The 13,163-nt window shown below is 63.4% G+C and carries 12 protein-coding genes and 1 pseudogene; 2 read left to right on the top strand and 11 right to left on the bottom strand.

Features of this window, described 5'->3' with window-relative positions:
* Positions 1-36 precede the first annotated feature (36 nt).
* From AC0L18_RS10890 to AC0L18_RS10855, 8 genes and pseudogenes are all read right to left on the bottom strand, one after another.
* Positions 37-384 carry a DUF6867 family protein gene (locus AC0L18_RS10890; RefSeq protein WP_027152865.1) on the bottom strand — a complete coding sequence of 116 codons (348 nt, stop codon included), beginning with the start codon at positions 382-384 and terminating at the stop codon, positions 37-39.
* Positions 385-401: 17 nt separating this feature from the next.
* Positions 402-1,130, bottom strand: coding sequence for an ABC transporter ATP-binding protein (locus tag AC0L18_RS10885; protein WP_027152864.1), 729 nt, complete (start codon positions 1,128-1,130; stop codon positions 402-404).
* Positions 1,130-2,284: an ABC transporter ATP-binding protein gene (locus AC0L18_RS10880; RefSeq protein WP_473492158.1), complete on the bottom strand. Its 1,155-nt coding sequence runs from the start codon at positions 2,282-2,284 to the stop codon at positions 1,130-1,132. Before AC0L18_RS10880 ends, AC0L18_RS10885 begins: the two co-directional genes overlap by 1 nt.
* Positions 2,284-3,777, bottom strand: a pseudogene (gene livM / locus AC0L18_RS10875) (high-affinity branched-chain amino acid ABC transporter permease LivM); the annotation flags it as partial. The pseudogene livM and the gene AC0L18_RS10880, both read right to left, overlap by 1 nt.
* Before the next feature lie 106 nt (positions 3,778-3,883).
* Entirely contained in the window at positions 3,884-4,786 is a 903-nt protein-coding gene (locus AC0L18_RS10870; protein ID WP_023800038.1) for a branched-chain amino acid ABC transporter permease, read from the bottom strand.
* Between the two features lie 337 nt (positions 4,787-5,123).
* Positions 5,124-6,125, bottom strand: coding sequence for a 4-hydroxyproline epimerase (locus AC0L18_RS10865; protein ID WP_473492156.1), 1,002 nt, complete (start codon positions 6,123-6,125; stop codon positions 5,124-5,126).
* Between the two features lie 12 nt (positions 6,126-6,137).
* Complete coding sequence (locus tag AC0L18_RS10860) at positions 6,138-7,475, bottom strand: NAD(P)/FAD-dependent oxidoreductase (RefSeq protein WP_473492154.1); 1,338 nt, start codon at positions 7,473-7,475, stop codon at positions 6,138-6,140.
* A gap of 49 nt (positions 7,476-7,524) precedes the next feature.
* A complete protein-coding gene (locus AC0L18_RS10855; protein WP_473492153.1) occupies positions 7,525-8,418 on the bottom strand; it encodes a dihydrodipicolinate synthase family protein in 894 nt (297 codons plus the stop codon).
* A gap of 68 nt (positions 8,419-8,486) precedes the next feature.
* Here AC0L18_RS10855 and AC0L18_RS10850 point away from each other — a divergent pair, with 68 nt between their 5' ends.
* Positions 8,487-9,179 carry a GntR family transcriptional regulator gene (locus AC0L18_RS10850; protein ID WP_473492151.1) on the top strand — a complete coding sequence of 231 codons (693 nt, stop codon included), beginning with the start codon at positions 8,487-8,489 and terminating at the stop codon, positions 9,177-9,179.
* Positions 9,180-9,246: 67 nt separating this feature from the next.
* Here the strand turns inward: AC0L18_RS10850 and AC0L18_RS10845 are convergent, their stop codons facing one another.
* The 3 genes from AC0L18_RS10845 to AC0L18_RS10835 all read right to left on the bottom strand — a co-directional run bounded on the left by AC0L18_RS10845 (position 9,247) and on the right by AC0L18_RS10835 (position 11,964).
* A complete protein-coding gene (locus tag AC0L18_RS10845; RefSeq protein ID WP_473492149.1) occupies positions 9,247-9,561 on the bottom strand; it encodes a hypothetical protein in 315 nt (104 codons plus the stop codon).
* Between the two features lie 283 nt (positions 9,562-9,844).
* Positions 9,845-10,144 carry a hypothetical protein gene (locus AC0L18_RS10840; protein WP_473492148.1) on the bottom strand — a complete coding sequence of 100 codons (300 nt, stop codon included), beginning with the start codon at positions 10,142-10,144 and terminating at the stop codon, positions 9,845-9,847.
* 323 nt (positions 10,145-10,467) lie between these two features.
* Positions 10,468-11,964, bottom strand: a complete 1,497-nt coding sequence (locus AC0L18_RS10835) for a CoA-acylating methylmalonate-semialdehyde dehydrogenase (protein ID WP_473492147.1) — start codon at positions 11,962-11,964, stop codon at positions 10,468-10,470.
* A gap of 232 nt (positions 11,965-12,196) precedes the next feature.
* Here AC0L18_RS10835 and AC0L18_RS10830 point away from each other — a divergent pair, with 232 nt between their 5' ends.
* Positions 12,197-13,078 (top strand): LysR family transcriptional regulator, encoded by an 882-nt coding sequence (locus tag AC0L18_RS10830; protein ID WP_128171135.1) that lies wholly within the window; start codon positions 12,197-12,199, stop codon positions 13,076-13,078.
* Positions 13,079-13,163 lie beyond the last annotated feature (85 nt).

The raw sequence follows: 13,163 nt of genomic DNA, 5'->3' as shown, positions 1-13,163 counted from the left end.
GCCGATTCATCCGCGAAAAGGCGTTAATGATGAACGTCAACCTTTTGGTTTCCAACTCAAAAGCGATGCTCTTTCGTAGAGCCAGCTATACTGTGTCACCATCTGGTTGGTGCGCGTGTATTGATAGCCGATGAAGCCCAATATCATCAGGACAATGGTGTCGACGATGTAGTAGTGCAGCGAAAACATCGTGCCGCCGAACAGCGCGTGATGGATGAACCTTACGGCTATACCGAGGCCGAGCAAATAGGCGAACAATTGGACGACGCTGCGCCATGTCTGGGCGCAGGCCTTGCCCGTCATCCACGCCGCCCAGCCGCCAAGCAGGCAGGTGACGAAGAAGAACTGCCAGACCGAGGGTTCCTCATAGAGAATGCCCTGCATGATGAAGACTCCTGAACTCAGTGATGGCCGCCTTCGAGATAGGCGGCGCGCACGTCCGGATCGGCGAGCAGCTCCTTGCCGGTGCCGCTCATCGTCACGTTGCCGTTGACCATGACATAGCCGCGCGTGGCGAGCTTCAGCGCGCCGAAGGCGTTCTGCTCGACCAGGAACACGGTCAGCCCCTGCGTGCGGTTCAACTCGCGGATGGCGTCGAAGATCTGCTTGACGATCAGCGGCGCCAGGCCCAGCGACGGCTCGTCGAGCAAGAGCAGTTTCGGCCGCGCCATCAGCGCACGTCCGATCGAAAGCATCTGCTGCTCGCCGCCCGACAGCGTGCCGCCGCGCTGGGCAATGCGTTCCTTCAGGCGTGGAAACAGCGTGAACACCTTCTCGACGTCCTCGTCGTAGTGCTTGAGGTCGTCGAGGCTGGCGCCCATCTGCAGGTTTTCCATCACCGTCATGCGCGGGAAGATGCGCCGGCCCTCCGGCGACTGGGCGATGCGCATGCGCGCGATCTCATGGGTCGGCAACTGGGTGATGTCGGTGCCGGCGAAGGTGATGGTGCCCGCCCGCGCCCGTGGTGCACCAAAAATGGTCATCATCAGCGTCGACTTGCCGGCGCCATTGGCGCCGATCAGCGCCACGATCTCGCCCTGCTTGACGGTGACATCGACGCCGTTCAGCGCCCTGATGTTGCCGTAGTAGGTCTGGACGCCCTTGATGTCGAGCAGCGTTGTGCCGGCCATCATTCATTCCCTCCGCCCCGGTTGGAGTCGCCCGGTGTCTTGGGCTTTGCCGGAGCCTTGGCGGCCGGCTTTGTCGCGGAAGGTTTCTCCGTCGGTTTGGCTTCGGCCGGCGATGCGGGCCTTGCCGCCGCGCCCGACCTTGCATCGACCTGCCCGGCTTTCGACGCGCCCTTCGACACCGTGACGCGTTCGCCCTCACTGTGTCCGACCGTTTCGGTCACCGGTCCGGCGAAATACGAGGACGACGAGCCCGGACCGTGCGTCGAATCCGGGCCGGTGTCGAGTTGCTCGATGACGTCTTCGTCACCGACCTCGATCAGCACCGTCTCGACATCCTCGTCTTCGACGCCGAGATAGGCGGCGATGACACGCGGGTCGGTGCGCACCGCATGCGGACTGCCGTCCGAGATCTTGCGCCCATATTCGAGCACCACGACATGGTCGGAAATCTGCATGACCACCGCCATGTCGTGCTCGATCAGCAGGATCGAGGTGCCGGTGTTGTCCTTGATGTCCATAAGGAGCGCGTTGAGCGCCATTGATTCCTTCGGATTGAGCCCGGCCGCCGGTTCGTCGAGGCAGAGCAGTTCCGGACCCGTGCACATGGCCCGCGCGATCTCCAGGCGCCGCTGCGCGCCGTAGGGCAAGTCGCCGGCCGGATCGTCGGCTCGATCGACGAGGTCGGCCTTTTCCAGCCAGTGCTTGGCGAGATCGATCGACTCGGCCGACGCCGTCCGGTAGCCGCTGAAGCCAAACAGGCCGAGGACAGTGTAGCCGGACGCCTTCATCAGCTTGTTGTGCTGCGCCACCAGCAGGTTCTCCAGCAGCGTCATGCCGGAAAACAGGCGGATGTTCTGGAAGGTGCGCGCCACCTTGGCTCGCGCCGGAATCTCATGGTTCGGCAGCCGTTCGAGCAGATAGCTCGAGCCGTCGCGCCGGTTGAGCGTGAGCATGCCCTCAGACGGCTTGTAGAAGCCGGTGATGCAGTTGAACACGGTTGTCTTGCCGGCGCCGTTCGGCCCGATCAGCGCGGTGATCTCGCCGCGCCTGGCCTGGAAGGACAGGTCGCCGATGGCGACCAGACCGCCGAACTTCATCGACAGATGTTCGACCTGCAGGATGGCATCGTTCACGGATGGGTTCGCATCGCTCATCAGCCGTGGCCCTCCTTGGTGAAGGAGCCGGATACAGCCCTGCTCTCCTTGAGAAAGGCTGTCGGTTCACGACTGCCGACGAAGCCGCGCGGCTTCCACAGCATGACGATGACCATGGCCATGCCGAACAGCAGCATGCGGTAGAGTTCCGGCGTGAAGTCGGGACCGAAGACCTGCTTCAGGAAATCGAGCTCGCGCAGCACCTCGGTGCCACCGATCATCACCATGGCGGCGACGGCGATGCCAACCAGCGAACCCATGCCGCCGAGCACGACGATGGCGAGGATGATGGCCGATTCCAGGAAGATGAAGGATTCGGGACTGACGAAACCTTGCCGCGCGGCGAAGAACGAGCCGGCGAAGCCGCCGAACATGGCGCCGGTGGCAAAGGCGGTGAGCTTGGTGGTGGTGGTGTTGATGCCGAGCGAGCGGCAGGCGATCTCGTCCTCGCGCAGCGCTTCCCAGGCGCGGCCGACGGGCATGCGCCTGAGCCTCATGGTGACGAAGGCGGTGAGCAGGCAGAGCCCGAGGATCAGGTAGTAGAGGAAGATTTTGTAATAGGCGCTCGACGTGGCGATGTCCAAGACCTTGGCGATATAGTTCGGATCCGAGACGTTGAACGACATCAGTCCGAAAAACGTGACCTTGGGAATGCCGGAGATACCGGCCGAGCCGTTGGTAACCTCACGCCAATTGATCAGCACGAGACGAATGATCTCGCCGAAGGCCAGCGTCACGATCGCCAGGTAGTCGCCGCGCAGGCGCAGCACCGGAAAGCCGAGCAGCACCCCCCAGAAGGCGGCCATGGCGCCGGCGGCAGGCAGCAGGATCCAGAACGACAGGCCGTATTGCGTGCCGAGCAGCGCATAGGCATAGGCGCCGACGGCATAGAAGGCGACATAACCAAGGTCGAGCAGGCCGGCGAGGCCAACGACAATGTTCAGCCCCCAGGCCAGCATGACATAGATCAGGATCTGAATGCCGTAATTGTCGACCCATTTCAGAGAACCCTGGAACCCGGCGGCCACCGATCCTCCATACACAGCAAGCACCAGCACAACGATGATCGGGTAGAGCGCCAGTGCGGTTATGCCCAATGCCGAGAAATGGGCATGGATGAAGGTTCGGAAATAAAACATCACCGAGGCGAGGGCGTAGATGGTCGCCAGCGCTCTCAGGAACCGTGCATAACCGGCCAGGCCGGGGCCCAGCAATCCGTCAAGGGAGCCGGCAAGGAAAACCAGCACGGCCACTATGACGACGGCAGCGATGAAATACGGCAAGCGGAAGAACCGCGCCGCCATGCTCTGCGGCAGCAGGCCGGTGGCGACGTCGACGATCTTCTGATTTGCCAGGAAAGGCTGTCCGTAGGCGACATAGAGAAAACGGCCGGCCATGGTCAGCACGACCACGACTGCAAGAAGCCACCAGCGCTGTACAAGGATCAGCTCGTTGGAGATGTTCTGATCGGTCCTCAGGCCGATGAACAGCACGAACAGGCCGAGCGCGATGGCGCCGGCATAAAGCGCTTCGCGGGTAGCGCGCTGCATGGGAGTGGCGACGATGTCGCGCTCCGGAGACGTGGTGACCGCCATGAACTCAGACCTTTTCGACTTCTGGCCGGCCGAGAATGCCGGAAGGCAGGAAGATCAGCACGATCGCCAGGATGGAGAAGGCCGCGACGTCCTTGTAGTCGATCGAGAAATAAGCCGACCACATGCTTTCGATGAAGCCGATCATAAGCCCGCCGAGCACGGCGCCGGGCAACGAGCCGATGCCGCCGAGCACCGCCGCGGTGAACGCCTTCACGCCCGGCGTGAAACCGTCGGAGAAGGCGATGACGCCATAATACATCAGGAACAGCGTGCCGGCGACGGCGGCAAGGGCCGCACCCATGACGAAGGTGATCGAGATGGTGCGGTCGACGTCGATGCCGAGCAACGCCGCCATCTTGCGGTCCTGCTCGCAAGCCCTTTGGGCTCGACCCAGCGAGGTCTTGTTGACCAGGTACCAGAACAGCGCCAGCAGCAGCGCGGTGACGATGACGATGACGATTTGCTTCAGCGACACGCTGACGCCCTCGATATTATAGACCTTGGACACCATCGGCGGGATCGGCTTGTTGCGCGGCCCCTGCGTCACCTGGACGAAGTTCGACAGCGCGATCGACATGCCGATCGCGGTGATCAGCGGCGCCAGCCGGAACGACCCGCGCAACGGCCGGTAGGCGACCTTTTCGATCGTCCAGTTGTACAGGCTGGTCAACAGCATCGCGACGATCATCATGACCAGCAGCGCGATCACCACCGGCACCGAATAGAACATCGCGCCGAGGATGAGGAAAACGATGAGGGCGGCGAAGGCGCCGACCATGAAGATGTCGCCATGGGCGAAATTGATCATGCCGATGATGCCGTAGACCATCGTGTAGCCGATCGCGATCAGTCCATAGATCGATCCCAGCGTCAGCCCATTGATAAGCTGCTGGACAAAATACTGCATGCTGTCGTGGCTCCCCTGGAATGTCGCCCATGCAGACGCATTCCTTTTCGTATTTCCCCTAGTCGTAAAGTTTCGAGCCCGGATTGCAACGTCATTCTTTAATCGGCATGCGTGATTTTGAAGCACGCAATCGGATTGCCCGTTCTTCCCTTCCCGGCCTCTGGACTATCGCCGACCCTATCATTGGCCTAACGCAATGTCTTTGGCGAATCGTCGTCAAAATGCACGCTGCTTCGAAGGAATCGCCGTAAAAATAAGTTGATGAGCGGGATCGTTGCGCCGTCTGGACAATCGATCCTTGCATTCTGTTCGATTCCCCTGCGTCAGGATTCTCCCTCTATTTGACGACGAATCCGTGCGCGAACGGGTCGCGATCGTCGATGAAGATCGTGTTCAATCCGGTCATGCGCGCCCAGCCGCCGATCGAGGGGATGATAGCCGGCTTGCCCGCCACCGTGACTTCCTTCTCGACCCTGCCCTTGAACAGCGAGCCGATGATCGATTCGTGGACGAACTCGTCGCCGGTCCCAAGCTTGCCCTTGGCGTGAAGCTGCGCCATCCGCGCCGAGGTGCCGGTGCCGCAAGGCGAGCGGTCGATCGCCTTGTCACCGTAGAAGACGGCGTTGCGCGCATCAGCCTTGCTGTCGGTCGGCGCGCCCGTCCACAGTATGTGCGACAGCCGGTCGATGCCGGGATTCTCGGGATGCACGAAGGCGTATTTTTCGTTGAGCCGCTGCCGCACCACCGGGCTCCAGGCGATGAGTTCGCCGGCAGAGTGGTCGGCCATGTCGCGATAGGTCTTCTGCGGCTCGACGATGGCGTAGAAATTGCCGCCATAGGCGACATCGACGCTGATCTCGCCGAGCTGCGGACATTCGACAGTCAGACCCTCCGCATGGAGGAAGGACGGCACGTTGGTGATGCGCACCTCCTCGACATAGTCGCCGACCTGCCTGTACTCGGCGGTGACTAGGCCGGCCGGCGTGTCCAGCCTGAGCAAGCCCGGTGTCTTCGGCTTGACCAGCCCGTGCTCGATGGCCATCGTCACCGTGCCGATGGTGCCGTGACCGCACATTGGCAGGCAGCCCGAGGTTTCGATGAACAGGATGGCGATATCGCAATCGGGCCGCGTCGGCGGATAGAGGATCGAGCCGGACATCACGTCATGGCCGCGCGGCTCGAACATCAGCCCTGTTCGGATCCAGTCATATTCGGCCAGGAAATGCGCGCGCCGCTCCATCATCGTCGCGCCGTTGAGCAGCGGTCCGCCGCCGGCGACCAGCCGCACCGGATTGCCGCAAGTGTGACCGTCGATGCAAAAGAAGGAGTGGCGCGCCATTTCTAGATCCCGTCAGAAGCGGTTCGGAGAAAACGGAAACAGATCAAACACCGGATTTTGGCCGAGAATGAGATCGCGGACCAGGCGTCCGGTGGCAGCCGCCTGGGTCAGGCCGAGATGGCCGTGGCCGAAGGCATAGACTATCGTGCCGGCCCGCATGGCGCCACCGATCACCGGCAGCGAATCCGGCAGCGATGGCCGCAATCCCATCCATTCGCGGCCGCCGGCCGGGTCAAGCCCCGGCAGGAATTTCTGTGCCTTGTCGAGCAGCGCTTTCGAGCGGGCGTAGTTGGGCGGCCGCTCAATGCCGCCGAGCTCGACCGCGCCGCCGACGCGCACGCCGGTTGCAAGCGGCGTGACGACGAAGCCGTGGCCGGAGAAGATCAGTTGCCGCTTCACGTCGAAGGCGGTCTTCGGCAGCGTCGTGTTGTAGCCGCGCTCGGTCTCGAGCGGGATGCGGTCGCCGATATGTTTCGCCAGGAGATGCGACCAGGCGCCGGCGGCGATGACGAGGCATTTTGCCTGCCGCACCGTGCCATCGGCCAGCGTCAATGTCGCGCCGTCCTGTCCCGCCCCGACGTGGTCGATCCGAGCCTTTTCGAAACGCGCGCCCTTGGTTTCGGCATAGGCCCAGATCGCTTTGCCCAATAATTTCGGATCCGTAACGGTCTTCCATCCCGGCACGAAAGTGCCCTTGACGAAACGCGGCGACAGGCCCGGCTGCAAGGCGGCGAGCGCATCGCCCTCGACATGGCTGAAGCCGATGCCGAAGCGTTGCCTCGCCGCCCAGCCGGGCAGCGACGCCTTGTATTCGGCCTCGCTCTCGTAAAGTTCGAGCGAGCCGTCCTCGCGCAGCATGTTTTCGGTGCCCGAGCGCGCCATCAGCCCGGCCCATTCGGCCTCGGCGAGCCGCATCAGCCCGGCCTGCGCCGCGAGGCTGGCCGCGTAGCGGTCGCTTCGTCCGGCGCGCCAGAAGCGGACAAGCCAGGGCAGCAGTTTCGGCAGGTAGGCGGGAGGGATGCTGAGCGGGCCGAGCGGATCGGCAAGCCATTTCGGCAGATGCCTGATCATGCCCTTGTGGGCCAGCGGCAGCACATCGGAAAAGGCCAGGGCGGCGGCATTGCCGGAACTCGTTTCCTCGCAGATCCCCGTCCGATCGAAGATCGTGACGTTTCGCCCCGCCTCGGCCAGATAGGTGGCGACACAGATGCCGATGATGCCGCCGCCGACAATGGCGATGTCCTCCCTTTCTCCCCGTTCACGGGGAGAAGGGGCCCGAAGGGCGGATGCTGGGCGGCGCCCCGCTTTTGCCGACTTGGAAATTCCTTGCACGTGGGCGCTGCCCCTCATCTGGCTGCCGCCATCCTCTCTCCGTAAAACGAGGAGAAGAGAGCCTGCCTCAAAACCTCGGCAGCTCCGGCCGCGCCGCCAGCGCATCCCTGACGATCTTTTCGACCGTCTTGCGGCGCTCGCCCGACAGCGGCTGGCGCGGCATGCGCACGCGGTCGTTGGTGTTGATCGCCAGGACTTCGGCGAGCTTGATGTTCTGCACCAGATAGGTCGACACGTCGAGGTCGAGCAACGGCCGGAACCAGCGGTAGATTGTCAGCGCCTCCTCGCGGCGGCCCTGCTTCATCAACTGGTAAATCGCGACCGTTTCGCGCGGAAACGCGGTGACCAGCCCGGCCACCCAGCCGATGGCGCCGACCGACAGCGCCTCGAACGCCAGATTGTCGACGCCGATGAACAAATCATAGCGGTCGCCGAAGCGGTTGATGATTTCGGTCGAGCGGCGGATGTCGTCGGAGGATTCCTTGATGGCGACGAAGCGCTTGTCCTTCGCCAGTTCCTCCATCTGATCGACGGTGACGTCGACGCGGTAGGCAAGCCGGTTGGAGTAGATCATCACCGGCAGGTCGCCGGCCTCGGCGACGGCGCGCAGTGCGGCAACCGTCTCCTCCGCATTGGTGTGATAGATCGGGCTCGGCACCACCATCAGCCCGTTGGCGCCCTCCTTGGCGGCGCGGCACGCGATCGCCGCCGCCTCGCGGGTGCCGGCTTCGTTAACCGTCAGCAGAACCGGCTTGTTGCCGGCGATCTTCTGCGCGGTCTTCAGCACGTCGATCTTCTCGTCATGCGAGAGCATCGGCCCTTCGCCGAGCGAGCCGCAGACGATGATGCCGTCGCAGCCAGCCTCCATCTGCAGCGCAAAGCAGCGTTCCATCTCGGCATGGTCGAGGCGGTCGTCCTCAGTGAATTTGGTCGTGACGGCGGGGAAAACTCCGGTCCACATAGCGGTGCTCCATCTGATATATCAGTCGTATATTTATTAGGAAACGCACTGTCAACACGGATTTCGCTATGATATACCAAAAATATATCAGGAGCTCGCGTTTGATATTCAATGAAACAAGCCCGGCATTCGAGCCAGTGGCGGCGAAAGCCTACCGCGTGCTCGAGCACATGATCGTGACGCTCGAACTGGCGCCTGCAAGCTTCATCACCGAAGGCGCGCTGATCGACAGGCTGGGGCTCGGCCGCACGCCGGTGCGCGAGGCGATCCAGCGGCTGGCGTGGGAGGGACTGCTGGATGTCCGGCCGCGTGCCGGCATCGCCATTGCCCCGCTGCATCCCGGCGACTGGTTGCGCGTTCTCGATGCACGACGTGGCGTCGAGGTGGTTCTTGCCCGCTCGGCCGCCCGCTTCGTCACCCGCGAGGCCGCCGACCTGTTTCACGACGCGGCACTGGCCATGCAGAGGGCGGTGATATCGGGCAATGTGCTGGCCTTCATTCAGGCCGACAAGGCGCTCGACGAGGCGCTGGCGCTTGCGGCCGACAATCCTTTCGCCGCGCGGCTGGCGGCCCCGTTGCAGACCCACAGCCGCCGCTTCTGGTTCCGCTACAAGGCCGACACCGGGCTTGCCGAATCGGCCGAGCACCATGTCGCGCTGATCCGCTCGATCCTCGACGGCGACGAGGACGCCGCCGCCAAGGATGCCAAGCGCCTGATGGCGCTGCTGCGCGGCCATGCCGCGGCGGCCGCTACGCGATAGAGATCGGCAGCAAGCTTCGGCAGGCTCTTTGAGTTCCGCCCACAGGCGCTGAGCATCGCTCAATTCGTCAGGCGTCCTGGTCGGTCGGGATCACCACGTTTTCCCAATGTTCGCCGGCCGCGACGATGCAGCTTCTGCCGGCGACGTCGGTGACGATGATCGTCCAGCTTCCGCTGTCGGCGACATAGACTTCCATAATCGCCATCTGACAGATCAGCCCGAAAGCAAACTGTCTTTCCTGGAACTGCTCGCTCAGGTGGGCGACGAGATCGCGATGTTCAACGCAGTATTGATATTGGGCGCTTGCGGCGTTCGTACCCACCGCCAATGCGCCAGCAAGAATCAGGGTTTTCAATCCAACCAACAGCGATTTGGGCGCCATAGGGCATCTCCTTTGCCATCACGTCCGGCAAAGGAAGAGCCCTCATTTTGCCGGACGATCCAGGCCGGTCCCGACGTCATCACCATCGCGTCGTCCTTTCCGTGTTCCGGTCTGTCATCAGCGGGACGATTCCAAATGTTCCCCCTATGTTCCATATATGGTGTCGGCAACAAAAAAGCGCAAGCAGGCGCCCGCTGGGGCGCCTGTGGATCCGTTTCATGGTCGTCACCGAGAACCCCGGCCTGCGCGGCTATGCTAAGGCGGCTGCCGCCCGCTACGCGGCTCAGGTCCCTGACAGCGCCGCCGTCTTCACCGCGCTCTCCCAGCCTTCACCCACCGAAACCACGCAGCTTTGACCGCGTGTGTCGCTGGCGAGGATGGTCCAGGTGCCCTGATCGGAAACGAAGACTTCAACAATCACATTCGGATTGACGACGCCGATCGCGGTTGGATTTTCCCGGAACTTCTCGCCGAGCGCCTTGATCATGTCGGCTCGTGGCGCGCATTGTTCGGCCGCTGTTGCCGGGGCCGCGGAAAACGCGGCAGCCGCCGCGCCAAGTATCGACACCATGAGACGTGTCATCTCACACCTCCTTGCGCCGGCCGTAGCCCCCGAAGCTGTCGCCAGCGCCGTTGGTCGATCTGCCGCGTCATCCTTTGCGGCAGGATTGCAAGTTAAGGCTTCTGCTGTCCGCCTGGTTCCATCACATTAGCGTTCAGGCATACACGCGGCCGCGACCGGTCAGCAAAAAGGCCCGGTTTCTGGCCGGGCCTTTTTCATAAAATCTGGAGCTGTTTGTCGACTGGCTAATTCATCGTCGGGATGACGAACTCGGCGCCGTCCTTCACGCCTGCCCGCGCGCCCGCAGCCGAAGGCGAGGACGCGCAGGACAAGCAACCGTCCGGCTAATTCATCGTCGGGATGACGAATTCGGCGCCGTCCTTCACGCCGGACGGCCAGCGCGAGGTCACCGTCTTGGTTTTGGTGTAGAACCGGAATGCGTCCGGTCCGTGCTGGTTGAGGTCGCCGAAGGAAGACGCTTTCCAGCCGCCGAACGTATAGTAGGCGATCGGCACCGGGATCGGCACGTTGATACCGACCATGCCGACCTGGACCCTCGAGGCGAAATCGCGGGCGGCATCGCCGTCGCGGGTGAAGATGGCGACGCCGTTGCCCATTTCGTGATCGTTGGCGAGCTTGATCGCGTTCTCGTAGGTCGGCGCACGCACCACCGAGAGCACCGGCCCAAAAATCTCTTCCTTGTAGATGCGCATATCGGCGGTCACGTTGTCGAACAGGCAGCCGCCCATATAGTAGCCGTTCTCATAGCCCTGCATAGAAAAGCCGCGCCCGTCGACGACCAGGTTGGCGCCTTCCCTGACGCCGATGTCGACATAGCCCTTGACCCGCTCCAGCGCCTGCGCCGTCACCAGCGGGCCGAAATCGGCGGACGAATCCGTCGACGGGCCGACCTTCAGACTTTCGACGCGCGGCACCAGCTTTTCCATCAGCCGGTTGGCGGTATCGTTGCCGACCGGGACAGCCACCGAGATCGCCATGCAGCGCTCGCCGGCCGAGCCGTAGCCGGCGCCGATCAGCGCGTCGACGGTCTGGTCCATGTCGGCGTCGGGCATGATGATCATGTGGTTCTTGGCGCCGCCGAAGCACTGCACGCGCTTGCCGGCCGCGCAGCCGCGCGAATAGATGTACTGGGCGATCGGCGTCGAGCCGACGAAGCCGATGGCCTTGATGTCGGGATCGTCGAGGATGGCGTCGACCGCCTCCTTGTCGCCGTTGACGACGTTGAGAATGCCCGCTGGCAGGCCGGCCTCGATGAACAGCTCGGCGATACGCATCGGCACGCCCGGGTCGCGCTCCGAAGGCTTCAGGATGAAGGCGTTGCCGCAAGCGATAGCCGGCGCGATCTTCCACAATGGGATCATCGCCGGAAAATTGAACGGCGTGATGCCGGCAACGACGCCGAGCGGCTGGCGCATCGAATAGACGTCGATGCCGGGGCCGGCGCCGTCGGTGAACTCGCCCTTCATCATGTGCGGCGCGCCGATGCAGACCTCGACCACTTCCAGGCCGCGCTGGATGTCGCCCTTGGCGTCGGCGATGGTCTTGCCGTGCTCGCGCGCCAGAATGTCGGCCAGCGCATCGTACTCCCGGGCGACCAGTTCGAGGAACTTCATCAGGACGCGCACCCGACGCTGCGGATTGGTCGCCGCCCAGCCGGGCTGCGCCGCCTTGGCGTTCTCCACGGCTGCGCGCAGCTCCGCCTGCGAAGCCAGCGCCACGGTGCCGCGCACCGTGCCGTCCATCGGCTGCATGACGTCCTGCTTGCGGCCGCTGGTCCCGGCGACACGCTTGCCGCCGATGAAATGACCGTAGTCGATCATGGTTTTCTCTCCCTGTATTTGTGATGCGGCATTGTCCGCCTTTGCGCCGCCGATGGCAACGCGAGCGAACACGCAACCGTTGTGCGGTAAATAGAGTGCGAGCGACGCCTGTGCATCAATTGCCGCAAATGATAGGATGCAGGTTCCTTAGCGGCAAGGATAGAGAAATTGAGTTCTTTCGCGCCCCGTGCCACGGAACGCAACGTCGACGATTGTCATCCGGACCCTCCTCATGAACTGGGATGACGTCCGCATCTTTCTGGCGGTGGCGCGTGCCGGCCAGATCCTCGGCGCGGCCAAGCGGCTGGAGCTGAACCACGCCACAGTATCGCGCCGCGTCGCCGCGCTCGAGGATGCGCTGCGCACAAAACTCTTTCGTCGGCTGACCACCGGCAGCGAGCTGACGCCGGCGGGCGAGCGTTTCCTCGACATCGCCGAGCGCATGGAAGGCGACATGATCGCCGCCCGCGCGACCGTCGCGGGCGAAGGTGACGACGTCTCCGGCACCGTGCGCATCGGCGCGCCTGATGGTTTCGGCGTCGCCTTCCTGGCCAAACGCCTCGGCGCGCTGACGACGCTTCACCGTGAACTCACCATCCAGCTGGTGCCGGTGCCGCGTTCCTTCTCGTTGTCCAGGCGCGAAGCCGACATCGCCATCACCGTGGAGCGACCGACGGAAGGCAGGCTGGTGGCGGGAAAGCTGGTCGATTACACGCTCGGCCTGTTCGCGTCCCGCGCCTATGCCGACGCGCATGGCCTGCCGCAGACGCCGGCCGAGCTCGGCCGGCACACGCTGATCGGCTATGTGCCGGACCTCATCGTCAGCCCCTCGCTCGACTATGCGGCCGAGTTCAGCGCCGACTGGCGCACGAGCTTCGCCATCTCCTCGGCGCTCGGCCAGGCCGAAGCGGTGCGCTCCGGCGCCGGCATCGGCATCCTGCACACCTTCGTCGCCCACTCTATGCCGGAACTGGTGGCCGTCGACATCGTCGCGCCGATCCGCCGCGCCTACTGGCTGGTCTATCACGAATCGGTCAGGCCGCTGCGCCGCGTCCAGATCGTCGCAAGCTTCATCACCAGGGCGGTGGAACGGGAGCGAAGCCTGTTCGTCTGACGATATTTTCTCTGACGCGGCGAGGTGTGTTGGAGCCTGATCCCGAGTCACGCGGCAAGTTTCTCACCCCGCTTAAATGCGTGAA

This window comes from Mesorhizobium sp. WSM4819 (assembly GCF_055811215.1).
The sequence above is the reverse complement of the archived record's forward strand: the minus strand, read 5'-3'. Positions and strand labels throughout refer to the sequence as shown.

Coding starts and splice junctions, on each gene's coding strand:
- AC0L18_RS10890 (WP_027152865.1), bottom strand. CDS start 384: ATGCAGGGCATTCTCTATGAGGAACCCTCGGTCTGGCAGTTCTTCTTC.
- AC0L18_RS10885 (WP_027152864.1), bottom strand. CDS start 1,130: ATGGCCGGCACAACGCTGCTCGACATCAAGGGCGTCCAGACCTACTAC.
- AC0L18_RS10880 (WP_473492158.1), bottom strand. CDS start 2,284: ATGAGCGATGCGAACCCATCCGTGAACGATGCCATCCTGCAGGTCGAA.
- AC0L18_RS10870 (WP_023800038.1), bottom strand. CDS start 4,786: ATGCAGTATTTTGTCCAGCAGCTTATCAATGGGCTGACGCTGGGATCG.
- AC0L18_RS10865 (WP_473492156.1), bottom strand. CDS start 6,125: ATGGCGCGCCACTCCTTCTTTTGCATCGACGGTCACACTTGCGGCAAT.
- AC0L18_RS10860 (WP_473492154.1), bottom strand. CDS start 7,475: ATGAGGGGCAGCGCCCACGTGCAAGGAATTTCCAAGTCGGCAAAAGCG.
- AC0L18_RS10855 (WP_473492153.1), bottom strand. CDS start 8,418: ATGTGGACCGGAGTTTTCCCCGCCGTCACGACCAAATTCACTGAGGAC.
- AC0L18_RS10850 (WP_473492151.1), top strand. CDS start 8,487: ATGATATACCAAAAATATATCAGGAGCTCGCGTTTGATATTCAATGAA.
- AC0L18_RS10845 (WP_473492149.1), bottom strand. CDS start 9,561: ATGGCGCCCAAATCGCTGTTGGTTGGATTGAAAACCCTGATTCTTGCT.
- AC0L18_RS10840 (WP_473492148.1), bottom strand. CDS start 10,144: ATGACACGTCTCATGGTGTCGATACTTGGCGCGGCGGCTGCCGCGTTT.
- AC0L18_RS10835 (WP_473492147.1), bottom strand. CDS start 11,964: ATGATCGACTACGGTCATTTCATCGGCGGCAAGCGTGTCGCCGGGACC.
- AC0L18_RS10830 (WP_128171135.1), top strand. CDS start 12,197: ATGAACTGGGATGACGTCCGCATCTTTCTGGCGGTGGCGCGTGCCGGC.